At 63.4% G+C, this 25,600-nt stretch carries 19 protein-coding genes and 3 tRNA genes; 20 read left to right on the forward strand and 2 right to left on the reverse strand.

Features of this window, described 5'->3' with window-relative positions:
* The first annotated feature begins 4 nt into the window (after positions 1-4).
* Entirely contained in the window at positions 5-1,198 is a 1,194-nt protein-coding gene (locus tag B4F51_RS02060; protein ID WP_296223421.1) for a DUF1501 domain-containing protein, read from the forward strand.
* On the opposite strand, the gene hpnD is transcribed toward B4F51_RS02060, so the two are convergent.
* Positions 1,188-2,030, reverse strand: coding sequence for a presqualene diphosphate synthase HpnD (hpnD, locus tag B4F51_RS02065; RefSeq protein WP_296223422.1), 843 nt, complete (start codon positions 2,028-2,030; stop codon positions 1,188-1,190). The genes B4F51_RS02060 and hpnD overlap by 11 nt on opposite strands.
* 177 nt (positions 2,031-2,207) lie before the next feature.
* Between hpnD and B4F51_RS02070 the strand changes: the two genes are divergently transcribed.
* From B4F51_RS02070 to B4F51_RS02090, 5 genes are all read left to right on the forward strand, one after another.
* Entirely contained in the window at positions 2,208-3,416 is a 1,209-nt protein-coding gene (locus B4F51_RS02070) for an efflux RND transporter periplasmic adaptor subunit (RefSeq protein ID WP_296223423.1), read from the forward strand.
* 42 nt (positions 3,417-3,458) lie between these two features.
* Positions 3,459-6,578, forward strand: coding sequence for an efflux RND transporter permease subunit (locus B4F51_RS02075; RefSeq protein ID WP_296223424.1), 3,120 nt, complete (start codon positions 3,459-3,461; stop codon positions 6,576-6,578).
* Between the two features lie 165 nt (positions 6,579-6,743).
* A tRNA-Leu gene (locus B4F51_RS02080) sits at positions 6,744-6,830 on the forward strand.
* A gap of 159 nt (positions 6,831-6,989) precedes the next feature.
* Positions 6,990-7,415, forward strand: a complete 426-nt coding sequence (locus B4F51_RS02085) for a GNAT family N-acetyltransferase (protein WP_296223425.1) — start codon at positions 6,990-6,992, stop codon at positions 7,413-7,415.
* Positions 7,416-7,515: 100 nt separating this feature from the next.
* Positions 7,516-7,848 (forward strand): hypothetical protein, encoded by a 333-nt coding sequence (locus B4F51_RS02090; RefSeq protein ID WP_296223426.1) that lies wholly within the window; start codon positions 7,516-7,518, stop codon positions 7,846-7,848.
* A gap of 12 nt (positions 7,849-7,860) precedes the next feature.
* On the opposite strand, the gene B4F51_RS02095 is transcribed toward B4F51_RS02090, so the two are convergent.
* Positions 7,861-8,757, reverse strand: coding sequence for a LysR family transcriptional regulator (locus B4F51_RS02095; RefSeq protein ID WP_296223427.1), 897 nt, complete (start codon positions 8,755-8,757; stop codon positions 7,861-7,863).
* A 119-nt stretch (positions 8,758-8,876) separates the two neighbouring features.
* Between B4F51_RS02095 and B4F51_RS02100 the strand changes: the two genes are divergently transcribed.
* The 14 genes from B4F51_RS02100 (at position 8,877) to B4F51_RS02165 (ending at position 25,594) form a co-directional block, all read left to right on the forward strand.
* The gene (locus tag B4F51_RS02100) at positions 8,877-10,628 is read left to right on the forward strand and encodes an acyl-CoA dehydrogenase family protein (RefSeq protein ID WP_296223428.1); all 1,752 of its coding nucleotides are present in this window, start codon (positions 8,877-8,879) and stop codon (positions 10,626-10,628) included.
* Entirely contained in the window at positions 10,625-11,821 is a 1,197-nt protein-coding gene (locus tag B4F51_RS02105; protein ID WP_296223429.1) for a CaiB/BaiF CoA transferase family protein, read from the forward strand. The genes B4F51_RS02100 and B4F51_RS02105 overlap by 4 nt, the downstream gene beginning before the upstream one ends.
* 76 nt (positions 11,822-11,897) lie before the next feature.
* Complete coding sequence (locus B4F51_RS02110) at positions 11,898-13,304, forward strand: MFS transporter (protein WP_296223430.1); 1,407 nt, start codon at positions 11,898-11,900, stop codon at positions 13,302-13,304.
* 90 nt (positions 13,305-13,394) lie between these two features.
* The gene (locus tag B4F51_RS02115) at positions 13,395-13,589 is read left to right on the forward strand and encodes a hypothetical protein (protein WP_296223431.1); all 195 of its coding nucleotides are present in this window, start codon (positions 13,395-13,397) and stop codon (positions 13,587-13,589) included.
* Positions 13,590-13,771: 182 nt separating this feature from the next.
* Entirely contained in the window at positions 13,772-15,778 is a 2,007-nt protein-coding gene (gene mnmC / locus B4F51_RS02120) for a bifunctional tRNA (5-methylaminomethyl-2-thiouridine)(34)-methyltransferase MnmD/FAD-dependent 5-carboxymethylaminomethyl-2-thiouridine(34) oxidoreductase MnmC (RefSeq protein WP_296223432.1), read from the forward strand.
* A gap of 233 nt (positions 15,779-16,011) precedes the next feature.
* Positions 16,012-17,358 carry a trigger factor gene (tig, locus tag B4F51_RS02125; RefSeq protein ID WP_296223433.1) on the forward strand — a complete coding sequence of 449 codons (1,347 nt, stop codon included), beginning with the start codon at positions 16,012-16,014 and terminating at the stop codon, positions 17,356-17,358.
* A 41-nt stretch (positions 17,359-17,399) separates the two neighbouring features.
* Complete coding sequence (gene clpP, locus B4F51_RS02130) at positions 17,400-18,047, forward strand: ATP-dependent Clp endopeptidase proteolytic subunit ClpP (protein WP_296223434.1); 648 nt, start codon at positions 17,400-17,402, stop codon at positions 18,045-18,047.
* A 175-nt stretch (positions 18,048-18,222) separates the two neighbouring features.
* Entirely contained in the window at positions 18,223-19,497 is a 1,275-nt protein-coding gene (gene clpX / locus B4F51_RS02135) for an ATP-dependent Clp protease ATP-binding subunit ClpX (RefSeq protein WP_296223435.1), read from the forward strand.
* 294 nt (positions 19,498-19,791) lie between these two features.
* Positions 19,792-22,212, forward strand: coding sequence for an endopeptidase La (gene lon / locus B4F51_RS02140; RefSeq protein WP_296223436.1), 2,421 nt, complete (start codon positions 19,792-19,794; stop codon positions 22,210-22,212).
* Between the two features lie 170 nt (positions 22,213-22,382).
* Positions 22,383-22,655 (forward strand): HU family DNA-binding protein, encoded by a 273-nt coding sequence (locus B4F51_RS02145; RefSeq protein WP_296223437.1) that lies wholly within the window; start codon positions 22,383-22,385, stop codon positions 22,653-22,655.
* A gap of 77 nt (positions 22,656-22,732) precedes the next feature.
* Positions 22,733-22,808, forward strand: a tRNA-Val gene (locus tag B4F51_RS02150).
* Positions 22,809-22,852: 44 nt separating this feature from the next.
* A tRNA-Asp gene (locus B4F51_RS02155) sits at positions 22,853-22,929 on the forward strand.
* A gap of 93 nt (positions 22,930-23,022) precedes the next feature.
* Positions 23,023-23,583: an NADPH-dependent FMN reductase gene (locus B4F51_RS02160; RefSeq protein ID WP_296223438.1), complete on the forward strand. Its 561-nt coding sequence runs from the start codon at positions 23,023-23,025 to the stop codon at positions 23,581-23,583.
* 64 nt (positions 23,584-23,647) lie between these two features.
* A complete protein-coding gene (locus B4F51_RS02165) occupies positions 23,648-25,594 on the forward strand; it encodes a SurA N-terminal domain-containing protein (RefSeq protein ID WP_296223439.1) in 1,947 nt (648 codons plus the stop codon).
* The last annotated feature ends 6 nt before the right edge of the window (positions 25,595-25,600 follow it).

The raw sequence follows: 25,600 nt of genomic DNA on the forward strand, positions 1-25,600 counted from the left end.
CATCATGGAACGTCGTGATTTTCTCAAGGCAGGCGCCATGCTCGGCATGGGTGGCGCCGCATCGGGGCTCCCGGGCATCGTCTTTGCGCAAGGACAGGACAAACGCAAGGGCTACGGCAACCTGCTTATCCTCATCGAACTGAAGGGTGGCAACGACGGCTTGAATACCGTCGTGCCGTACACCAGCGCACAGTACTACGCGCTGCGCCCGCGCATTGCCATCAAGCGTGAGCAGGTGCTGCAACTGGATGACCGCTACGGCTTGCATCCGTCTTTGCAGGCGATGATGCCGCTGTGGCAGGCGGGCGAGCTGTCGGTGGTGCAGGGGCTGTCGTATCCGCAGCCGAACCTGTCGCACTTCCGCTCGATCGAGATCTGGGATACGGCGTCGCGCTCCGACCAGTATCTGCGCGAGGGCTGGCTGACCCGCACGTTTGCAGCGCGTCCGGTGCCGGCATCGTTTGGGGCCGACGGCGTGATCATCGGTACGGCAGACCTCGGTCCGCTGGACGGTGGCGCGCGCGCGGTGGCGCTGGCCAACCCCGACGCCTTCCTCAACGAGGCCAAGCTGGCCATGCCGTCTCACGCGCTCGGCAATGCCACGCTGGAGCATGTGCTCAAGGTCGAGGCGGACATCGTCAAGGCCGCTGATGGGCTGCGTCCGAAGGCGGGCAAGTTCGCATTCCAGACGCGCTTTCCGGACGGCGGCTTCGGCAATTCGATCAAGGCCGCGATGCAAGTGGTGGCCGCGCCCGGTCACGGCGGCGCAGATGTGGCCGTGGTGTGCCTGTCGCTGGGCAGTTTCGATACGCACACCAACCAGCAGGGCACGCAGGCGAATCTGCTGCGTCAACTGGGCGAGGGCATTGCGTCGCTGAAGCGCGCGCTCACGGAATTGGGCCGCTGGAACGACACGCTGATCGTCACGTACTCCGAATTTGGCCGCCGCCCGCGCGAGAACCTGAACAATGGTACGGACCACGGCACAGCCTCCGCGCATTTCGTGGCGGGCGGCCGTGTAAAGGGCGGGCTGGCCGGCCAGGGGCCGGTGCTGGAACGCCTGGATGGCGGCGGCAATCTCGACCCGTCGGTCGATTTCCGATCGCTCTACGCGGCGGTGCTTGAGCGCTGGTGGGGAATGGATTCGCAGGCGGTGCTTGCCGGTCGGTTTGCACCGCTGGACCTTATCAAGACCTGATCTGTACGATTTGCGTTCGCCACGCAAGCCACAGCTTGCGCAGCGGCGTGAGGTCGGTGCGCTGCGTGAGCACCTGGAAGCCGTCGGCCTCCACTTCGTCGAGCAGGCGCATGGCCAACACGCCGCGGATCAGCGTCGGGCGCTGGGCGCGGCGGTCTTCGGCGGGCAGGGCGGCCAGCGCTTCTTTGTATGTCGCGCGGGCGCGCTCGGCCTGGAAAGCCATCAGCGGTTTGAAGCCTTCGGCATAGCGGCGGTTGAACAGGTCAGCGGCCGGCACGTTGAAGCGCTGCAGTTCATCCACGGGGATGTAGACGCGGTTGTGGCGCACGTCTTCGCCCAGGTTGCGGACGAAGTGGACGAGCTGTTCAGCCAGCGATAGCTGGCGGGCGAACTCCAGCGTGCGGGCATGCGTGTGTCCGGCAATGCGGGCAGCTAGACGGCCTGCCACGCCCGCCACCTGATCGCCGTGGCGGCGCAGGTTGGGCCAATCCAGATAGCGGTTCTGCATGGCGTCGGCTTCGACGCCGGCCAGCAATTCACCCAAGTGCACAGCGCCGATGTCGTAGGCTGCCAGATGCGGCTGCAGCGCCTTGGTGGCGGGATGGTCGGGGCGCCCCTCGAACAGTCGCGCCAGTTCCTGGCGCCACCATTGCAGCTTTGATTGCACAACCGTCGGGTCGGTCGCGTCGCGCACGGCGTCTTCCAGCTCGCGGCGTACGGCTTCCAGCGCGATGGTCGCGCGACGGCGCTCGGGCGCCAGAAACAATACGCTGTAGTACAGGTCGCTGCCGGGCGGAGCGGCCTTGTCGGCGCAGTAGTCGTCGAGGGTCACGGGAAGGCCGTCGGGATGCGGATTGAAACGGGGCGGCCATTCTACATGGCGTTGCGGTGCAGCATGCCGTTACAGGGCGCTCGGCCAGAAAAGTCAATCAGATACGACCGCGTCGTTGACCCTGCGCATTGCCGTGGGTATATTACTGACCGGTCAGTTATTTACTGAGAGCGTGTCATGCCTGCGATGTGCCTGTCGTACCTGCATTCCGACTCCCCCGGTTCCTCCGACACGCGTTTCCTGTCGCGCAGGCGCTCCTTCTCCATGACGGCATCGGTGCTCCTGCTGAGCGGCGCCGTCCTCCTGACCGGTTGCAGCAAGGAGCAACCCAAAGCCCCCGAAGTGCGCCCTGTGCGCATCATGACGGTAACGAGCGAGCAGGCTGCCGGCACCGTCGAATTCTCCGGCGATGTACGCCCGCGCATCGAATCGCGTCTGGGCTTCCGCGTGCCGGGCAAGATCATCGCGCGGTTGGTAGATGTGGGGGCGACGGTCAAAAAGGGCCAGGTGCTCGCGCGACTGGACCCGACTGACTTGGCGCTCGCGCAGCAGTCGGCCCAAGCCCAGTTGTCGGCGGCCAAGACCGACCGCGATCTGGCTGCCGCCGATCTCAAACGTTTTTCCGAACTCTTTGCCAAGGGCTTCATCAGCGCGGCGGAGCAGCAGCGCCATCAGGCCAACTATGACGCTGCCCAGGCCCGTTACGAGCAAGCGACTGCTGGCTATCGCAACCAAGCCAATCAGGCCGCCTACGCCACGCTCGAAGCCGATGCGGATGGCGTGGTGACGGGTGTCGATGCGGAAGTCGGGCAGGTGGTGTCCGCAGGTCAGCCGGTCGTGCGCGTGGCACAGACGGCCGAGAAGGAAGTCGTGATCGGCATTCCCGAAGATCAGGTGGACGCACTGCGCAAATCGCCTGAGGTAAGCGTCAAGCTGTGGGCCGATCAGTCGCGCAGCATTCCGGGCAAGGTACGCGAGATTGCGCCGGCAGCGGACCCGCTCACGCGCACGTATACCGTGAAGCTATCCATCCCCAACCCGCCGCCCGATCTGAGGCTCGGCATGACGGCGGTGGCGACTTTCTTGCGCCCAGGCGGCGGTGCGGACAGCGGTGGCATGGGCGTTCGCGTGCCACTGACTGCGCTGCTGCAGGAGCAAGGCAAGAACGTGGTGTGGCTGTATGACGCCGGCTCGCAGACGGTCAAGCCGGTGCCGGTGACGGTGGGCGAGCCGCGCGGCGACGTGCTCCTGGTCACCAGCGGGCTCCAGCCGGGCCAAGCCATCGTCACGGCCGGTGTGCATCTGCTCAAGGCTGGTCAGAAGGTGATGCCGATGGCCCCGGCGGATCAACCGTCGGCGCAATCCGCCATCACACCACGCCGGTAAGCCACACCCGGCCCCCGCCCCAACACGCCAACCTTCGCGCGTATGGAACATTCCCGTTTCAACCTGTCACGCTGGGCGCTCGAACACCAGCCGCTGACCCGCTTCCTGCTGGTCGCGCTGCTGCTCGGCGGCATCTTTGCGTATTCCAAGCTGGGGCAGGATGAAGATCCGCCCTTCACCTTCCGCGCGATGGTCGTGCAGGCCTTCTGGCCTGGCGCCACGGCCGAGCAGATGTCGCGCCAGGTGACCGACAAGATCGAGAAGGCGCTGCAGGAAGTGCCGTACGCCTGGAAGATACGCAGCTACTCCAAGCCTGGCGAAACGCTCGTCACCTTCCAGTTGGCCGACACGTCGCCCGCCAAGGAAACGCAGCAGCTCTGGTACACGGTGCGCAAGAAGGTGGGGGACATCGCGCCCACGCTGCCGCAGGGCGTGCGCGGGCCGTACTTCAATGATGATTTCGGCGACGTGTACGGCTCGATCTATGCGCTGTCCGCCGATGGCTTCACGTACCGTCAGCTCAACGACTACGCCGATGCGATCCGTCAGCAGTTGCTGCGTGTGCCCAACGTCGCCAAGGTCGAACTGCTGGGCGATCAGGACGAGAAGATCTACATCGAGTTCCAGCAGGCCAAGCTCGCGCAGATGGGGCTGGATATCAACAGCATCGCCACGCAGATCGGCCAGCAGAACAACATCGGCCCGAGCGGCGTGCTGGTGACGCCCACCGACAACGTGCAGATTCGCCTGTCGGGCCAGTTCTCGGATATTCGCGATCTGGAGAACCTGACGCTGCGCGGCCCCGGCGGCACGACCAACATCCGCCTGGGCGACATCGCCACCGTCAAGCACGGCTACATCGACCCGCCGCACGCCAAGATGCGCTTCAACGGCAAGGAAGTCATCGGTCTGGGCATCTCGATGACCAAGGGCGGCGACATCATCCAGCTCGGTAAGGACTTGCGCGCCACGGTCGACAAGATTCGCGCCAAGCTGCCGGTGGGCATCGAGATGGAGCAGGTGCAGAACCAGCCGAAATCGGTGCAGAGTTCGGTGGGCGAATTTGTGCACGTGCTGATCGAGGCGGTGGTGATCGTGCTGGGCGTGAGCTTCCTGTCGCTGGGCCTGCATACCAAGCCGCGCCTGCGCATTGATGTGTGGCCAGGGCTGGTGGTGGGCCTGACGATTCCGCTGGTGCTGGCGGTGACGTTCCTGTTCATGAGCATCTTCGACATCGGCCTGCACAAGATTTCGCTCGGCGCGTTGATCATCGCGCTGGGTCTGCTGGTGGACGACGCGATCATCGCGGTCGAGATGATGGTGCGCAAGCTGGAGGAGGGCTTCTCCAAGATGGAGGCGGCCACCTTTGCCTACACCTCCACCGCCATGCCGATGCTGACCGGCACGCTCATCACGGCCACGGGTTTCTTGCCGGTGGGGCTGGCGCGCTCCACGGTGGGTGAATACACCTTCGGCATCTTTGCAGTGACGGCGCTGGCGCTCGTGCTGTCGTGGTTTGCGGCCGTGGTGTTCGTGCCCTACCTCGGTTTCCTGCTGTTGCGGACCAAGTCGCACGTGGGCGACGGCGGCCATCATGAACTGTTCGACACGCCGTTCTATAACCGCTTCCGCGGCTGGGTGAACTGGTGCGTGGAGTACCGCAAGACGGTGATCGTCATCACGCTGGCGGCCTTTGCGCTCGGCGTGTTCGGCTTCAAGTATGTGGAGAAGCAGTTCTTCCCCGACTCCAGTCGCCCCGAGCTGATGGTGGAACTGTGGTTGCCGGAAGGCTCCAGCTTTAGCCAGACCGAAGCCGAGGCCAAGCGCTTTGAAGCGCTGATGCGCAAGGAACAGAAGGTCGACAGCGTCACGCTGTTCATCGGTTCCGGCGCGCCGCGCTTCTACCTGCCGCTGGACCAGATTCTGCCGCAGACCAACGTGGCTCAGGCCATCGTGATGCCTGCTTCGCTGGAGGCGCGTGAAGGCGTGCGGCAAGACATCATCGGTCTACTCAAGTCGCAATTCCCACATCTGCGCGGCCGCGTGAAGCTTCTGCCTAACGGGCCGCCCGTGCCGTATCCGGTGCAGTTCCGCGTGATGGGGCCGGACATTGGCGGCGTGCGCAAGATTGCCGATCAGGTCAAGGCCATCATGCAGGCCAACCCCAACACCGTGGGCGTGAACGACAACTGGAACGAGAACGTCAAGGTGCTGCGCCTGGACATCGACCAGGACAAGGCGCGCGCGTTGGGCGTATCGACTGGTTCGATCTCGCAGGTCACGCAGACGGTGATGTCCGGCTCGCCCATCGCCCAGTATCGCGACGGCGACAAGCTGCTCGACATCGTCATGCGCCCGCAGGAAGACGAGCGCAACACGCTCGATGCGCTGCAGAAGGTGCAAGTGCCGACCGCCAGTGGACGCGTCGTGCCGCTCACGCAGGTGGCGCGTGTTGGCTTTGCATGGGAGCCGGGCGTGATCTGGCGCGAGAACCGCGACTACGGCATCACCGTGCAGTCCGACGTGGTTGACGGCGTGCAGGGCCCGACGGTGACGGCGCAGATCAACCCGCTGCTCGACAAGATCCGCGCCGATTTGCCGCCGGACTACCAGATCAGGATCGCCGGCGCGGAAGAAGAGAGCGCCAACGCAGGTGCATCGATTGCCGCGCAGATGCCGCTGTGCATCTTCATCATTTTCTTGTTGCTGATGCTCCAACTGCACAGCTTTTCACGCTCCGTGATGGTGTTCCTGACGGGGCCGCTGGGTCTGATTGGGGCTGCGGCCACGCTGCTGCTGTTGCGCGCGCCGATGGGCTTTGTGGCGCAGCTCGGCATCACGGCGCTGATTGGCATGATCATCCGCAACTCGGTCATTCTGGTCGACCAGATCGAGCAGGACGTGGCGGCCGGCGTGCCGACCTGGACGGCGATCGTCGAGGCGGCTGTGCGGCGTTTCCGCCCCATCATCCTGACGGCTGCAGCGGCGGTGCTGGCGATGATTCCGCTGTCGCGCAGTGTGTTCTGGGGCCCGATGGCCGCGGCCATCATGGGTGGCCTGATCATCGCCACGGTGCTGACGCTGCTGTTCCTGCCGGCGCTGTATGCGGCGTGGTTCCGTGTCAAGCGGCCTGAGGCTGAGGCTTCTGCGCCAACGGCCTGACGTTCGCAGCTCGCGCACGCCGCCCTAGCCGGAGCGGTGCAAGGGAGCGGACTCGAATCCCTACACCGTGCCGAGCCGGGGCGGGGGATGGAAACCCTCGAGCGACTGCGATATAATCGCGGGCTTCCTTTTCGGTGCGCCGTACGGTGCACCGCGTTCCATCCGGCGAGGGTGGCGAAATTGGTAGACGCACCAGGTTTAGGTCCTGACGCCAGCAATGGTGTAGGGGTTCGAGTCCCCTCCCTCGCACCAACTGCCTCATTCTGAGGTTTCCCAGCATTCTTTTGCATTGCCTTCGCTTCGTGCTGCCGCAACGGCGTGGCATGTCGCGGCCTTGTCGTTGTCGTCGAGAGCGCGTCAAATGCTGCGCGTTCGTACAGTTTTCTTGCGGCACGCCAATAGGAGGGCTTTGTGCAGACCCCAGAAATCATCGTCACAGACACCGCCGATCATCACGCAGTCAAGATTATTAGCGACGGGCTGGACCGCTTCAACGATGCCCACGTCGGCTATGCTGACCGGCAGCCATTGGCGGTGCTGGTTCGGGACCCGCAGAGCGGGGAAATCGTCGGCGGAGCAAGCGGGCGTACCTCGCTGGGGCTGCTGTTTCTCGACCTGTTCTATCTGCCCGGTACGCTGCGAGGCATGGGTATCGGAACAGAGGTGCTGCGCCGGTTCGAAGAAGAAGGGCGCTGCCGTGGCTGCCGCTCAGCGGTGGTCTACACGATCAGTTTCCAGGCGCCGGAGTTCTATAAGCGCAACGGGTGGACGGCGTTCGGAGAAGTTCCATGCGATCCGCCTGGTACGAGCCGGGTTTTCCTGAGCAAGACGTTGTGAGGTGGCGCCCTCCGGATTAAGCACTTGCCTGGGCGCGAATCCCATGCACAATGCGCATCGCATCTGTCTATTCGCGTTCAACCCTGAGGGGGACCTTTCCATGTACAAGGCACTTGCCGCACTCACGCTCTCATTGGCAACTGGCCACCTCCACGCCGCCGAGACCACGGTACGCACGGAGAACTACCCACGCCCGCCATACTCTGGCGCTACGTACTACATCTATGAACGCGACGGGCAGGCCATCTGCACCAAGCTCCAGGTCTGCAACAAGTACGACCAGTGCGACACGCAGTACGTGAAGGGCAGCTACAAGGACGAGCTCGACGTGCAGACCGGCGAGCCGTATGGCAAGACCGATGCCGTACCGCTGCCGCGTGACAAGCAGCAGAAGCACGTCTGCCTGACGCGCTTCAAGCTGGTCTCGCCCTGACCCTGCACAGGGTTATCGCGGCGCGCTTTCCCGCGCCGTTGCCTCCAGATATTCCAGGAAGCGCCCGGTCACCGGTTCGGTATCGCCCGCACGCCGCAACGACAACACGGGTGATTCCTTCTTTCCACCCGCCAGCGGCACAAAGCTGACACGCACATCGCCCGCGTGCTGCAGCGTCTTCGGCACCAACGCCACGCCCATCCCGAACCCCACCATCGTCACCACCGTCTGCCACAGCCGCGCCTCGTGGCGGATCACCGGGCTGAAGCCGGCGTCCACGCATAGCGCGATGATCAGGTCGTGATAGTGCGGCGATACCGTGCGAGGGAAGAGGATGAACGGTTCCTGCGCCAACGCGCTCAGGTCGAGATGTTTGCGGCGAGCCAGCGTGTGCCCGGCCGGCAGGCAGCAGACAAAGGGCTCGGAAAAGATCGGCGCGGAAACGACTTCCGCCGGGAAGCTGCCCCAATACGCGCAACCCAGATCGATCTGCTGCCGTTGGATGGCCTGGATCTGCTCACCGGTGTTCATCTCCTTGAGGACGATTTCCACGGCGGGGTGATCGGCCTCGAAGCGTTCTATGGCGCGTGGCAGGCCGCGATACAGCATCGAATTGACAAAGCCGACGCGCATCCGCCCGGCCAGGCCATGCGCGGAGCGCAGCGTCACGCGTTCGACCTCGGCAGCTTGCTGCAATAGCTTGCGCGCCTCGTCCAGCAGCACCTGGCCGGCGTTGGTAAGCGTGACGCTCTTGTTGGTGCGCGCCAATAGCTGTACGCCCAACTGCTCCTCAAACCTGCGGATGTCGAAGCTCAGCGCGGGCTGCGAGATGAACAGCCGCTGCGCCGCGCGCCCGAAGTGCAGTTCCTCCGCCACGGCGACGAAATAGCGCAGTTGCTTCAAGTCCATGGCGGTCTCGTTCAACGATAAGAACTATTTATCGTACAGGACAAAACCTGTATTGGACGATTATCGATGGCATTCCTATGCTGGCCGGACAACACAGGAGACAGCGAGGCAACCCGCGTATGAACGACATCGCCCGCGAGCCATTGATTGGCCACCAGAACATCCCCGACAGCCGGGGCATCAATTTCTTCCACGTCGATCCCGATCTCGCACGCCTGTTGCGGCTGTACCTTGGCGATGCGCAGTACCGTGGGCTGGAGCCGCAGCTCGAATCACTCGGCCAGCGCGCTTCAGACGAACTCGACGACTGGGCCATTAGCGCCGATCACAATCCGCCGCAACTGCGTCACCGCACGCGCCGTGGCGAGGCGCTGCAAACCATCGACAAGCACCCCGACTACGTTGCCCTCGAACGCGTAGCCTATGCTGAGCTGGGGCTCGCGTCGATGAGCCACGTGGGCAACGCGCCGCCGCCGCTGGTCAAATACGCGCTCACGTATCTGTTCGTGCAGGCGGAGTTCGGCCTGTGCTGCCCGGTCAGCATGACCGATTCGCTCACGCGCACGCTGCGCAAGTTTGGCGACCCGGCGCTGGTGGCGCGTTACCTGCCGATGTTGGCTTCGCGCGATTTCAACGAGCTGTATCAGGGCGCGATGTTCATGACCGAACAGGCTGCTGGTTCGGACGTCGCTCGCATTGCCACGCGCGCCGTGCAGGAGACCGCGCCCGACGGCACGCAGACGTGGCGCCTGTATGGCGACAAATGGTTCTGCTCCAATGCCGACGCCGATCTTGCCATGGTGCTGGCCCATCCGGACGGTGCGCCGTCTGGCATCAATGGCCTGGCGCTATTCCTGTTGCCCAAGACGTTGCTTGATGGTTCGCGCAACCATTACCGCATCATCCGCCTGAAAGACAAGCTCGGCAGTCGCTCGATGGCCAGCGGCGAGATCGTGCTCGAAGGCGCCACCGCCTACCTGATTGGCGAGATTGGCCGAGGCTTCCACCAGATGGCCGACATGATCAACATGTCGCGTCTGTCGAATGGTGTGCGCGCCGCCGGCCTGATGCGCCGCGCCACCACCGAGGCGCTGCACATCGCCCGCAACCGCGAGGCTTTCGGCCGCAAGCTGATCGACATGCCGCTGATGCAGCGCCAGCTCCTGAAGATGCTGCTGCCGACCGAGCAGGCGCGCTCGATGTTCATGCAGATCGCGCAACTGTTGCCGCTGGCCGATGCCGGCGACGCGCAGGCCGCCAAATGCGTGCGCATCCTGACACCGCTCATCAAGTTCCGCGCCTGCCGCGATGCGCGCCGGGTGACTGGCGACGCCATGGAAGTACGCGGCGGCACCGGCTACATCGAGGAGTGGAGCGACGCCCGCCTGGTGCGCGACGCGCATCTCGGCTCGATTTGGGAGGGCACCAGCAATATCGTTGCGCTGGACATCGCGCGGGCAGTCAAGCGCGAAGAGGCGCTGGAGCCGCTGCGCGCGTATCTGCTTGGCTTGCTGAATGGTGTCACGCTACCGGCGCAGAGCGATGTGCTGTTGCGCGCCACGCTCGACCGTGTTTGCGGTGCCATGGCCAAAGTGGCCGAAGCTGGCAACGACCAGCTCGTGCGGCAGGCTGGCTCTGCGCTCTACCACATCGCCACGGCGATCTTCATGGCGGTGGAGGGTGTGCGCCTGGCGCCGGATCACCGACGCCTTGCGCTGGCTCACCTTGTGCTGCGTCACAAGCTGCTGCCAGTCGATCCGCTGGCCCTGTCAGAAGTCGACGACGCGTTGCTCTTCGATACCCTCGTCAAGCACCGCGAAGTTTCGTTGGCGCTGGCCATGCAGGCGCTGCCGGCGGGGGACGCGCAATGAGCGCGGCGATCGGTGTAAGCGGCGCGCTGCATGGCTTGAAGGTCATCGACCTGAGCCGCGTGCTCGGCGGTCCGTACTGCACGCAAGCGCTGGCCGATCACGGCGCGCAGGTCATCAAGCTGGAACCGCCCGTTGGCGACGAGACTCGCACCTGGGGCCCGCCGTTCGACGAGAGCGACAACGCGTGGTACTTCAATGGTGTCAACCGCAACAAGCTCGGCATCTCGGTTGACCTGTCGTGCGGCGAGGGTCGTGCTGTCCTCTGGCAATTGCTGGAAGACGCCGACGTGCTGGTCGAGAACTTCAAGCCCGGCACGCTGGCGCGCTGGAGCATGGATTTCGAGCGCGATCTGCAGCCGCGCTTTCCGCGCCTGATCCACTGTGCCGTTTCAGGCTTCGGCCCGGACGGCCCGCTTGGCGGGCTGCCCGGCTACGATGCCGCCATCCAGGCCATGGCCGGCCTGATGAGCGTGAATGGTGAGCGCGATGGCGGCCCGATGCGCGTGGGCTTGCCCATCGTCGACATGGTGACTGGGCTCAACGCGCTGGCTGGCATCCTGCTGGCGCTGGCCGAGCGCGAGAAAAGCGGGCGCGGGCAGTCGATCGACATTGCGCTGTACGACTGCGGCGTGTCGTTGCTGCATCCGCATCTGCCCAACTATTTCGGCTCGGGTAAGGTACCGCAGCGCAGCGGCAACGCGCATCCGAACATCGCCCCGTACGACAGCTACCAGACCGGCACAGCGCCGATCTTCCTGGCGGTGGGCAACGACCGTCAGTTCGCCAAGCTGTGCGCGCACATTGGCGCGCCGGAGTTGGCAGAGGACACACGCTTTGCCGACAACCGCAGCCGCTGCGCGCATCGGCCTGAACTCAAGCAGGCGCTGGAGGCGCAACTGGCGCGCTTCGATTGTGAGGTGCTTGCGCATGACCTGATCCACAGCGGCGTGCCTTGCGGGCCCGTGCTCAGCGTCGACGTGGTGGCACGTCACCCGCACACGCTGCACCGGAAGATGGTGGTCGAGCTGGATGACTATCGCGGCACGGGCTCGCCGATCAAACTCTCGCGCACGCCGGCCACGTATCGCAGTGCGCCACCCGCGCTCGGCGCCGACACCGATGCCGTGCTGGCCTCGCTCGGTATCGACGCGCCAACGAGGCAGCGCCTCTTCGAGGCGGGCGTCCTCAAATGAACTGACCCAGCAAACAGCAAGGTAGACGGTCCGACAGAGGCCGCGCCACCCAAGCTGCACCACCAAGGAGACCACCATGTCACACCAGCCTGCGCCCCAGGCCACCGAGGCCGCAAACCTGCAGCCGCGCCGTGCTGCGGTTGCCGCGTTCATCGGTACCACGATCGAGTGGTACGACTTCTATATCTACGGACTGGCGGCCGCGCTCGTCTTCGGCAAGGTGTTCTTTGCCAAGACGCTGGACCCGGGCATCGCCACGCTGTTGTCGTTCGTAACGCTCTGGGCCGGCTTTGCGGCACGCCCCATCGGCGGGATCCTCTTCGGGCATCTGGGCGACAAGATTGGCCGCAAGACCACGCTCATCATCACGCTCATCATGATGGGGATGGCGACGATGGGCATCGGCCTGTTGCCGAGCTATGCGCAGATCGGTGTGTGGGCGCCGGCGGGGCTGGTGGTGCTGCGCGTGATCCAGGGCATCGCCGTGGGCGGCGAGTGGGGCGGGGCAGTGCTGATCGCCAGCGAGAGCGCGCCCAAGCGCAAGAGCATCCTGTATTCCGCGTTTGCGCAGCAGGGCTCGCCCACGGGAAACCTGCTGGCGACGATGGTGTTCTTTGTGCTCAGCGCGCTGCCGACGCCTCAGTTCATGATGTGGGGCTGGCGAGTGCCGTTTCTGCTGTCGGCTGTGCTGGTGATTGTCGGCATGCTCATCCGCCTGAGGCTGGAAGAGTCAGACGACATGAAGCGCGTGCTGGCACAGAAGAAGACCGTCAAGCTGCCGCTCAAGGATGTGGTGCGCGACCACTGGGGCCTGGTGCTGCTGGGCGCGGGTACGCTGCCGCTCATCCACGTGACGTATCTGAAGAGCAATTTCGCGCTGTCGTGGGCGACCAAGGAGCTTGGTTACGCGCAGGATACCTTCCTCGGCATCATCGCGATTGCGCTGGTGGTGCAGTTCATCACGCAGCCGCTGGGCGCATGGCTTGTTTCGCGCATGGACATGCGCCGCGCGATCTGCCTGATGGTGTTGCCGGAGTTCCTGCTGATGCCGGTGATGTTCTTTGCCATCCAGACCAAGGTGTACTGGATTGCACTGGCGGGCATGTGCCTGGCGACGATTCCGCATTCGATGTTCTACGGAGCCATCGGTGGCATTCTGGCGCGGGTGTTCCCGACGCGCATCCGCTATACGGGGTTGTCGCTGGCGTATCAGTTGTGTTCGCTGGTGGTGGGCGGTGGCACGCCGGTATTTGCGCAGTGGGTGCTGAATGGCACGGGCAGCATCATGGGCGTGGCGGTCTCATCGGCGCTGTATGCGGTGGTGTCGCTGGCGTGCACGCTGGTGCTGCTCAACCGCACCGGGTATCGGGCCGATGAACTGTCCTCTGCCGAGCGCGCAGACGCGATGGACCTGGGGCAGGGTGATGCCGATGCCGCTCGTTCCCCCGCCGTGCCGGTCGGCAAGCCCGTGACCGCTTCCTGAGTCCAGGCTTCCTACGCGAAACGTGCGGTGGCGAGCCCACTGCACATTCCCTACGATGACAAGGCTAGCCACACGACGGGGAGGCGTGCCATGTCCATCTTTGACGAGAACGAGCATCGCGAGGCGTTCTGGGAAACCGTACGCCAGGCCATCGAGGCCCGCCATCAGGCCGACGAGGCACGCCGCGCGGGCAGGATGACCGGGCTGGCGATCGGTCTGTCGGTCGCCGCCCTGGCGATTGCGCTGATGGCTTGGCGCCATCGTTCGACTGACGATGCGGCTTAGGGGCGTCTTGCCGCTATTTGCAATTTCTCGGCGCTCCCGCTTTGAGCATCCATTTGCGACCGGGGTTCGCTGAAAACTGCCTGGGTGGGTTGCCAGCACTTATCCACTTGTCTGATTGAGATTGAACAAGTGGTTGACGAGGTCGCGACGGTACAATCCGTCGCTTCTTCCTCAGGTGTTCCATGCCCCGCGGCCTCGTTCTTGCCACGCCATTTCTCACACCGGACGGCACGCCGTTCTCCGCGCAATACGATGACGTCTACCACAGCACCGAAGGTGGTCTGGCGCAGGCGCAGCACGTGTTTCTGGGCGGCAATGGCCTGCCTGGCGCGTGGCAAAGCAAGGGCGCCTTCACCGTCGTCGAGACCGGCTTTGGCCAAGGCCTGAACTTCCTGGCCACGTGGGCCGTCTGGCGCGAAGATCCGCAGCGCTGTGCGCGGCTCGATTTCGTGTCCGTCGAAAAGCATCCGTTCGACCGCGCAGGGCTGTTGGCCGTGCATCCGAAAGGCGGCGTACTTGCACCGTTGGCTGAGGCGCTGCGCCAGTCGTGGCCAGTTCCTGTGCCCGGCGTGCATCGCCTGGCGTTCGAAGGCGGGCGCGTTACGCTCACGCTGCTCTTTGGCGACGTCATGGAGATGCTGCCGCAATTGTCCTGCGCGGCCGATGCGTTCTATCTGGACGGTTTCTCGCCCGCGAAGAACCCCGACCTTTGGCAGCCGCGCGTGTTCAGGCAGCTCGCGCGCGTGGCCCGTGCCGGTGCCACGTTGGCAACGTACACGGCAGCCGGTTTTGTTCGACGAGGTTTGCAAGAGGCTGGCTTCGAGGCACGCAAGGCATCCGGCTTCGGCACCAAACGCGATATGACCATCGCGCAATTCCCGACCCATTGGCGTACGCGACGCGGTCCGGCCGAAGCGCCAGTCTGGAGTGATCGCCACGCGATCGTCCTAGGTGCCGGACTGGCGGGATGCTCCGTCGCGGAACGGCTTGCCGCGCGGGGCTGGCGCATCACGCTCATCGACGCGAACGACGGTCCGGCGGGCGGCACGTCGGCGCACCGTGCGGCGGCCATGCATCCACATGTGTCCATCGACGACAGCGTGCTCTCGCGTCTGTCCCGTGCCGGCAATCTGCTGGCGCGCCGGCATTGGGATGCGCTCGATCGCGCGGGCTTTGCCACCGGCTTCCAGCCGACCGGCGTGCTCCAGCTTGCCGAACACGCCGACGATGCCATCGAGCAGCAGCGCGTCGTGCAGGCACTCGGCTATCCCGCGGACTACATCGACTGGCTCGATGCCGCACGGGCGGCCGAGCGGGTTGGCGCCAGCGTGCCCCAGGGTGGCTGGTGGTTCGCACAAGCGGGTTGGGTGGCGCCGCCCGATGTCTGCCGAGCCAGTCTTGCTGCTGCCGGCAGCGCGGTCGAAACGCGCTGGAATACCCGTGTCGAATCGTTGCGCCAAGACGGCGGTCAGTGGCAAGCGTTCGACGCTCACGGCGGCGTGATCGCCAGTGCGCCGGTGGTCGTCCTAGCCAACAGCCTGGATGCGGCACGTCTGGCACCGCTGGCATCGGCATCGCTCAAACCGGTGCGCGGCCAACTCACGGATGTGCCCGTCGCTGGCCTGGAGCCGGGTGTCGCCTGGCCTGGGGCCGTAGTGTGCGGCGACGGCTATCTGCTACCCGTCGAGCCGGGCGCGCAGTCCGTACGCTTTGGTTCCTCCTTTCAACCCGGAGAATCTGATATGGCCGAGCGTCCCGCAGATCACGCGGCCAACCTACGGCGGCTGGCAAAGTTGCAACCGCAACAGTTGGCTGCACTGGCGCGGTTGGACCCGGCTCAACTGCATGGGTACGTCGGAGTGCGATGTGTGTCGGCCAATCGCTTGCCGCTGATCGGCGCGGTAGCGGATGAGGCGGCAGCCATGACGCCCGGTTTCCGGCTGCGTGGGCCGCATGCTCACTTGCCGCGTGTGCCTGGGCTGTATGCCGCACTTGCGTACGGCTCGCGTGGCCTCACATGGTCGGTGCTGGGCGCAGAACTACTGGCCGCGCAGATCGACGGGGGGCCGTTGCCGCTGGAAACCGACTTGGCGGCGGCGCTGGATCCCGGTCGCTTCATTCTGCGTGCATTGCGCCACGGGCATGGTGCGGCACCTGCGGAAACCGAAGCGGCGGATCCCCTCGACTGACGTCCCACTCAAACAGTTTTACGAGCGTTTCGCCCCAAAAAAGCGAGGCCGGCGAGCGTTCCATGCCATAATATGCGTTTTGCGTTTGCCAGCCCGAACGCGCCCGATGTGTCGCCCAGGCGGCCCTCGCGTCGCATTCCTGCAAGCCCGGCAAGACCAAGAACTCTGAACCACGGCTGCTGCTGGCGCTGCGCCGTTCGACGCAACTTTCATCTGAATCTGGAATTACGACCATGTCGACTGTCATTGAAAACCTCGGCAAACTCGATCGCAAGGTGACCCTGGCCGTCCCGAAGGCCGAAGTGGAACAAGAGAAGCAAAGCCGTCTGGCGCGTCTGTCCAAGACCGTCAAGATGTCCGGCTTCCGCCCGGGCAAGGTGCCGATGAAGATGGTTGAAAAGCAATACGGCCAGCAGGTTGAACTCGAAGTGCGCTTCGACAAGGCTGCTCGCCAGTTCTTCGACATCACCAGCGAGCAGGGCGTGAAGGTCGCTGGTCAGCCGCGCTTCGAACTGAAGACCGAAGGCGTGGCCGACGACCAGTTCGCATTCGACGCCACCTTCGAGGTGTATCCGGAAGTCAAGCTTGGCGATCTGGCCGACGCGGAACTGACCCGCACCAAGACCGAAATCACCGACGCCGAGATCGACAAGACCATCGACATCTTGCGCAAGCAGCGCGTGCACTACCATACGCGCGGCGAAGCTGGCGAGCACGGTGACGGCGGCGCGGCCGTCGCACAGAACGGCGACCGCGTGACGGTCGACTTCGTCGGTACGATCGACGGCGTGGAATTCGCCGGCGGCAAGGCAGAGGGCTTCGGTTTCGTGCTGGGCGAAGGCCGCATGCTGCCGGAGTTCGAGCAAGCCACGCTGGGCCTGAAGCAGGGCGAATCGAAGGTGTTCCCGCTGGCCTTCCCCGAGGACTACCACGGCAAGGACGTGGCCGGTAAGACCGCTGAATTCACCGTCACGCTCAAGCAAGTCGAGTGGGCGCACCTGCCGGAAGTCAACGAAGCCTTCGCGCAATCGCTGGGCATCGCCGACGGCAACCTCGACAAGATGCGCGCCGACATCCGCGAAAACCTTGAGCGTGAAGTCAAGCGCCGCACGCACGCGCTGCTCAAGGATCAGGTCATGGACGCGCTGCTGAAGGTGTCCGAGCTGGACGTGCCGAAGTCGCTGGTCGAGCAAGACCAGGAGCGCCTGGTCGAAATGGCCCGTCGTGACCTCGAAGCCCGTGGCATGCCGAATGCCAAGAACATGCCGATTCCGGCCGAGATGTTCGCGCAGCAGGCCGAGCGTCGCGTCAAGTTGGGTCTGGTGCTGGCTGAAGTCGTCAAGGCCAACAACCTGGAAGCCAAGCCGGAGCAGATCAAGGCCGAGATCGAAGAGTTCGCTAAGAGCTACGAAGATCCGAAGGAAGTCATCCGCTGGTACTACGGAGATCAGCAGCGCCTGGCCGAGATGGAGGCCTACGTGCTCGAAAACAACGTGGTAAATTTTGTGTGCGACAAGGCCAAGGTCACTGACAAGGCCGTGTCGTTTGAAGAGCTGACCGCCGCTCCGGCGCAAGGCTGATTCAATCGACTGAGTTTCGGAAGTAAGCACCGGAGAACCGCATGATCCGCAATGAACTGATCGACCAACTCGCCCGCACCCAGGCTTCTGCGCTCGAGACGCAAGGGCTCGGTTTGGTGCCGATGGTGGTCGAGCAGTCGGGCCGCGGCGAGCGCGCCTACGATATCTACTCGCGCCTGCTCAAGGAGCGAGTGATTTTCATGGTGGGCGAGGTCAACGACCAGACTGCCAACCTCGTGGTGGCACAGTTGCTGTTTCTGGAGAGCGAGAACCCGGACAAGGACATCTCGCTGTACATCAACTCGCCGGGCGGCTCGGTCTCGGCTGGCTTGGCGATGTACGACACGATGCAGTTCGTGAAGCCGGATGTCTCCACGCTGTGCATGGGCATGGCAGCCAGCATGGGTGCATTCCTGCTAGCTGCCGGCGCGAAGGGTAAGCGTTTCGCGCTGCCGAACTCGCGGATCATGATCCACCAGCCGCTGGGCGGCGCACGCGGTCAGGCATCCGACATCGAGATTCAGGCGCGCGAGATCCTGTACCTGCGTGAGCGTCTGAACACGGTGCTCTCCGACGTGACCGGTCAACCGGTCGACAAGATCGCCCGCGACACGGACCGCGACAACTTCATGAGCAGCGAGCAGGCCAGGGAGTACGGCCTGATCGACAAGGTCATCAGCAAGCGGTAAGGCACCTATGTGCGTGGCAGTCGGTGCGCTTTGGGGCACACCGGCGCGACCATCCTAAAGTGTCAAGCGGTGTCAAAAACGAGGCTTCGCGCCTCGTTTTTGCTATGTACAACACCTGCGGATCGTCGCCAGATAATTTGGCGTATGATGCTGCCAGGAACTACTGGTTATCGTTATGGCGGACAAGAAAGGCTCCACTGGCGAAAAGCTGCTGTACTGCTCGTTTTGCGGCAAGAGCCAGCATGAGGTCAAGAAACTGATTGCCGGTCCCTCGGTCTTCATCTGCGATGAATGTATCGACCTGTGCAACGAAATCATCCGGGACGAAGCCGCCATTTCCGAAAAGGAAGGTGGCTTAGCGGTCAAGTCCGACCTGCCCACGCCGCATGAGATCCGCCAAAGCCTCGACCAATATGTGATTGGTCAGGAGCAAGCCAAGAAAATTCTGGCGGTTGCGGTCTACAACCATTACAAGCGTTTGAAGCACCTCGGCAAGAAAGACGATGTCGAGCTGTCCAAGAGCAACATCCTGCTCATCGGGCCGACCGGCTCGGGCAAGACGTTGCTTGCGCAAACGCTGGCACGCTTGCTGAACGTGCCCTTCGTCATCGCCGACGCCACCACGCTGACCGAAGCCGGCTACGTGGGCGAAGACGTCGAGAACATCATCCAGAAGCTGCTGCAGAACTGCAATTACGAGGTCGAGAAGGCTCAGCGCGGCATCGTCTACATCGACGAGATTGACAAGATTTCGCGCAAGTCTGACAACCCGTCCATCACCCGTGACGTTTCCGGTGAAGGCGTGCAGCAGGCATTGCTCAAGCTGGTCGAAGGGACGATGGCGTCAGTGCCGCCGCAAGGTGGTCGTAAGCATCCGAATCAGGACTTCCTGCAGGTCGATACCACCAACATCCTGTTCATCTGCGGCGGCGCGTTCGATGGTCTCGAGAAGATCATCATGCAGCGCTCCGACAAGACTGGGATCGGTTTCGGAGCAGAAGTACAGAGCAAGGAAGAGCGCGACATCAGCGAAGTGCTGCCGCAGGTGGAGCCGGAAGACCTCATCAAGTTCGGTTTGATTCCTGAACTGATCGGTCGTTTGCCTGTCGTGGCGACGCTGGCCAAGCTCGACGAGGCCGCCCTGATGGAAATCCTGGTCGAGCCTAAGAACGCAATCGTGAAGCAGTATCAGAAACTGCTGGCGATGGAAGGAGTGGAGTTGGAAATCCGTCCGAGCGCGCTCACGGCGATCGCCCGCAAGGCGATCAAGCGCAAGACGGGGGCGCGTGGTTTGCGTTCCATCGTCGAGCACGCTTTGATGGATGTGATGTATGACCTCCCCAACCACAAGGGTGTGCAGAAGGTGGTGATCGACGAAAGCACGATCTCCGGTGACGGCAAGCCCTTGTTGATTTACGAAGAGCAGCCCAAGGTTGCAGGTTCCAACTGAGAACCCGCTCACGATCCTACTGCGCGGCCCGAGTTTGGCCATGCGATGCTCGCCGTACTTCTCGTGCGACTACGCTTCTCTGGCCAAACTCGGGCCGCTCGCTACGGATCGCGGACAGGTTCTGACGCGAATGCCCGGCAGGGATGCGCCGTATGCGTCCCATGCAGGAAGCCGTTCGCATGCGAGCGGCTTTTTTGCTTCGGGAAACCGGGCCGGCATGCGACTTGCTGCAGCAGTCTTGTAAAACTGCTACTGCGCCCAATTTAGCCCTTACATGACTTTCTGGGGAACATAATGTCCGGAACCCAACTTTTACCCGCTGAGCAGATTCGCCTGCCGCTGTTGCCGTTGCGTGACGTGGTAGTGTTTCCGCACATGGTGATTCCGCTGTTCGTGGGGCGCCCCAAGTCCATCAAGGCTCTGGAAGCCGCGATGGAAGCGGGCAAGAGCATCATGCTGGTCGCGCAGAAGACGGCGGCCAAGGATGAGCCGACCGACAAGGACCTCTACGAGGTCGGCTGTATCGCCAACATCCTGCAGATGCTGAAACTGCCGGACGGCACCGTGAAGGTGCTGGTCGAAGGTACGCAACGCGCCAACATCCTGTCCGTGACCGACGACGAGTCGCACTTCTTCTGTGAAGCGGTGCCCGTCGGGCCGGAGCCGACTGAATCGGCTGAGACCGAGGCGCTGCGTCGCGCCATCGTGTCGCAGTTCGATCAGTACGTGAAGCTGAACAAGAAGATCCCGCCAGAGATCCTGACTTCGCTGTCGGGCATCGATGAGCCGGGTCGTCTGGCCGACACCATCGCCGCGCATCTGCCGATCAAGCTCGAGCAGAAGCAGAAGATTCTCGAGATGTTCAATGTGACCGAACGTCTGGAGAGCCTGCTGTCGCAGCTGGAAGGCGAGATCGACATCCTACAGGTGGAAAAGCGCATCCGCGGCCGCGTCAAGCGCCAGATGGAGAAGAGCCAGCGCGAGTACTACCTGAACGAGCAGGTCAAGGCCATCCAGAAGGAACTGGGCGAAGGCGAAGAGGGCGCCGATCTCGAAGAGCTGGACAAGAAGATCAAGGCCGCCCGCATGCCGAAGGAGGCCAAGAAGAAGGCCGAGTCCGAGTTCAAGAAGCTCAAGCTGATGTCGCCGATGTCGGCCGAGGCAACGGTCGTGCGCAACTACATCGACACGTTGGTCGGTCTGCCGTGGCGCAAGAAGAGCAAGGTCAACAACGACCTGTCGAATGCCGAGCAAGTGCTGGATCAAGACCACTACGGTCTGGAGAAGGTCAAGGAGCGCATCCTTGAATACCTCGCAGTGCAACAGCGTGTGGACAAGCTGAAGGCGCCGATCCTGTGCCTCGTGGGGCCGCCGGGTGTTGGCAAGACCTCGCTTGGGCAGTCGGTGGCGCGTGCGACGAACCGCAAGTTCGTGCGCATGGCGCTGGGTGGTGTGCGTGACGAGGCCGAGATCCGCGGTCACCGCCGTACGTACATCGGGTCGATGCCGGGCAAGATCCTGCAGAGCCTGACGAAGGTCGGCGTGCGCAACCCGCTGTTCCTGCTCGACGAAATCGACAAGATGGGTGCGGACTTCCGCGGCGATCCGTCGTCTGCCCTGCTCGAAGTGCTGGACCCGGAACAGAACCATACGTTCCAGGACCACTACATCGAGGTGGACTTCGATCTGTCGGACGTGATGTTCGTGGCGACGTCGAACTCGCTGAACATCCCGGCGCCGCTGCTGGACCGGATGGAGGTTATTCGCCTATCGGGCTACACCGAAGACGAGAAGGTCAACATCTCGCAACGTTACTTGCTGCCCAAGCAGATCAAGAATAACGGTCTGAAGGCGGGCGAGATCGATGTGAGCGAAGGCGCGCTGCGCGACATCATCCGTTACTACACGCGGGAAGCTGGTGTCCGTTCGCTGGAGCGCGAGGTCTCGAAGATCTGCCGCAAGGTCGTCAAGCAGCTCCTGCTGAAGAAGGAGGGCGTGGCGCCCGTGAAGGTCGATTCGGAGAATCTGGACAAATTCCTCGGCGTGCGTCGCTTCGACTTTGGTCTGGCAGGCAAGGAAGATCAGGTTGGCCAAGTCACGGGCCTGGCGTGGACGGAAGTGGGCGGCGATCTGCTGACCATCGAAGCCGCGCTGATGCCGGGCAAGGGCAACATCACCCGCACCGGTTCGCTGGGCGACGTGATGAAGGAGTCGGTCGAGGCCGCACGTTCGGTGGTGCGCTCGCGTTCGGCTCGCCTGGGTATCAAGGATGAGATGTTCGAGAAGCGCGACATCCACATCCACGTGCCTGAAGGCGCAACGCCCAAGGACGGTCCGTCGGCGGGGATTGCCATGACGACCGCACTGGTGTCGGTGCTGACCGGCATTCCGGTGCGGGCCGATGTGGCGATGACCGGCGAGATCACGCTGCGTGGGGAGGTGTTGCCGATCGGCGGACTGAAGGAAAAGCTGCTGGCCGCGCATCGCGGCGGTATCAAGCTGGTGCTGATTCCGGAAGAGAACGTCAAGGACTTGGCAGACATTCCGGACAACGTGAAGAACAGCATCGAAATTCAGCCGGTGCGCTGGATCGACAAGGTGCTGGAACTCGCGCTGGTGCGCAAGCCCGAGCCGCTGCCGGAAGAGGAGGCCAAGCCGGCTCCCGAGGCCGCCAAGACCGACGACGGCAAGGCGCAGGAGATGGTGCATCACTGATACCGAAGCCTGCCTAGGTGGAAGAAGGGCCCGACATTGTTCGGGCCCTTTTTCTTTGGATTGCGTGCGATGCAGTCAGCGACATGCGCTCTCGGCTCTTCGCCTTGACACGTCGATTGGCGACCACTTTAATGAATCCACACTGAGCGGGTGTTCGGGGAGGTGGCGCGATGAACAAGACGGATCTCATCGACCATGTGGCGGCGCAGACCGACATGTCAAAAGCCGCGGCCGGGCGCGCCATCGACGCGCTGATCAGCGGCATCAAGGACGCACTGTGCGACGGCGGGTCGGTCACCTTGGTCGGCTTCGGTACGTTCATGGTCGGCAAGCGTTCTTCGCGCAATGGGCGCAATCCGCGCACCGGCGCTGCCATCACGATCGAGGGTGGCAAGGTCGCGAAATTCAAACCTGGCAAAGCGCTGAAAGATGCGCTAAACTAGCGGGCTTTGGTGCTTGCTGATTCGGGTGACAACGAACGCAGGCGCCGGACAGTCCGGCTTGTGCCGGCAGTACGAACGGGTGCTTAGCTCAGTTGGTAGAGCAGCGCCCTTACAAGGCGCGGGTCGGGAGTTCGAGCCTCTCAGCACCCACCATCGTTCGTGTTGCCGCTCAGACGTCGGGTGGTCCGATCCAATCTGGAGCGGTAGTTCAGTCGGTTAGAATACCGGCCTGTCACGCCGGGGGTCGCGGGTTCGAGTCCCGTCCGCTCCGCCAAAACATTGCAAGGGCCCGATTCGTTCGGGCCTTTGTCTTTTCTGCTCCCGAGAGAGCATGCGCTCATCTGGTGGCAATCGTAGGGACAACGCAATGCAAACCATCCGAGTGTTGGCCATTTCCGGCAGCTTGCGCGCCGCGTCCGTCAATACCGCCGTGCTGACAGCGGCCGCTGCGGTGGCGCCTGCCGGAATCGCCGTCGTGCCGTTTGCGCGCCTTGGTGAGTTTCCGCTGTTCAATCCCGATACCGAATATCCGTTGCCGCCTCCGGTGCAGGCGTTTCGAGAGCAACTCAACGCGGCAGACGCCGTGCTGATTGCCAGCCCCGAATATGCGCACGGCGTGACCGGCGTAATAAAGAACGCGCTGGATTGGGTTGTCGGCAGCGAGGCCTTTGTCTATAAGCCAACGGCTGTGCTGAACGCATCGCCGCGTGCCGCGCATGCCGATGCAGCGCTCAAAGAGACGCTGTCGGTCATGTCGGCGGACCTCGTGTCGGCGGCTTCGGTTACGCTGCCGGTGCTTGGCAGCAAGCTCGATGCGACTGGCATTGCGAGTCACCCCGTGCTCGCCGCGACATTGCGTGACGCATTGGAAGCGCTGCGGCGGTACATCGTGGATCAACGGCAGGAAGTGAATCACCCGGTCGATTGACCAGGCGGATCACCAGCCCTGATAGAATCAGCGAATTTTCCATCTCTTCCTCACTCCGTTCAGCATGCTTGATTTCGTACGTACGCATCGGCGCTTGATGTTTCTGGTGCTGCTGATTCTGGTGTTCCCGTCGTTCGTGTTCTTTGGCGTGCAAAGCTATTCGAGCTTCATGGACAGCTCGCACGACGCTGCCAAGGTGGACGGCAAGGTCATTACCACTAGCGAGGTCGACGCGCGCATGCGCGAGCAGACCGAACGCCTGCGTCAGATGCTGGGCTCGCAGTACGATCCGCGGCAGTTTGAAGGCCCGCAGATGCGCCGCGAGGTGCTGGACGGCGTCATCCAGCAGCGCGTGCTGGCCAACGAAGTCACGCGCGCCAACCTGACCGTCTCGAACGACAAGATTCGCGACACCATCCTGCAGATCCCGGCAGTGGCCGCGCTGCGCAAGCCGGACGGTTCGTTCGATCAGCAGGCCTACGTGCAACTGCTGGCCGCGCAGAACATGACGCCCGAGCAGTTGGAGGGCCGCCTGCGCTTCGAGCTCTCGCAGCAGCAGATTCCGCAATCGATCACGGCAACGGCTTTCGTGCCGAAGTCGCTGGTGGAGCATCTGATTCAGGTCCGCGACCAGCAGCGCGAAGTGCAGGCCCTGCTGTTCAAGCCGGCCGACTATGCTGCCAAGGTCAATGCTGATGACAAGGCCATCCAGGCCTACTACGACGCGCACCAGCAGGAGTTTTCGGTGCCGGAGCAAGTCAAGGCCGAGTACGTTGTGTTCTCGGGCGAAGACATGATGAAGCAGCTTCCGGTCACGCCTGAACAGCTCAAGGAGTACTACGATCAAAACTCCGCGCGCTTCAAGACCGAAGAGCAACGCCGCGCCGCACACATCCTGATCAAGCTGCCGGACAACGCCAAGCCTGCCGATAAGGAGGCCGCAAAGAAGAAGGCCGAGGAAGTGCTGGCCGAGGTGCGCAAGAACCCAGCGAGCTTTGCCGAGCTGGCGAAGAAGTATTCGGGTGATCCGGGTTCGGCAGCGCAGGGCGGTGAACTGGGCTTTTTGCCCAGGAAGTCGACCGTGCCGCCGTTCGAGAATGCGCTGTATGCGCTCAAGCAGCCGGGTGACATCAGCGATGTGGTGGAAAGCGATTTCGGCTTCCACATCATCAAACTCGAAGAGGTGAAGGGTGGCGGCGTGCCGCCGCTGGAAGCCGTCAAGTCCGAGCTTGAGCGAGAAGTGCGCACGCAACTGGCCAACAAGAAGTATTCCGAACTGGCCGATGCGTTCTCCAATGCGGTGGAAGACCAGTCCGACAGCCTGAAGCCGGTGGCCGACAAGCTCAAGCTGCAAATCCAGACTGCCGATAACGTCACGCGCACCCCGACTCCGGCGCTGACCGGCAGTCCGCTCGGCAACGACAAGGTGCTCAGGGCACTGTTTGCCGATGACGTGATCAAGAACCACCGCAACACCGCGGCCATCCAGGTTGGCCCGACCACACTGGTGGCGGCGCGTGTGGTGGACTACCGCCCGGCCACGGTCAAGAAGCTGGCCGACGTGCGTGAACAGGTCAAGGCGAAGGTCATTGCCGAGCAGTCGGCCGCGCTGGCCAAGAAGGCCGGCGAAGAGAAGCTCGCAGCAATCAAGCAGAGCAACAGCGCCGACGGGTTCGGTGCCGCGCAGACGGTCTCGCGCCAGCAAGCGCAAGGTACGCTGCCGACAGCGCTGACCGCTATCCTGCGCGCAGACGCGACCAAGCTGCCGACCACTGTCGGCGTCGACCTCGGTGCCCAGGGCTATGCGCTGTATCGCGTCAACAAGGTACTGCCGCCGGCCAACGTGGACGACGCCCGTCGCGCTGCGGACGCGCAGCAACTGGCGCAGGCCACCGGCCAGGCCGATTTCAACGCCTATTACGAAGCGCTGAAGGCGCGCTCGAAGGTGAAGATCAACAGCAGCGTGGTCGACGCCACCAAGCCGGCCAACTCGGCAGACGATGCGTCCTGACGCGTT

The organism is Ralstonia sp. UBA689, from assembly GCF_002298975.1.
Classification (GTDB): Bacteria; Pseudomonadota; Gammaproteobacteria; order Burkholderiales; family Burkholderiaceae; genus Ralstonia.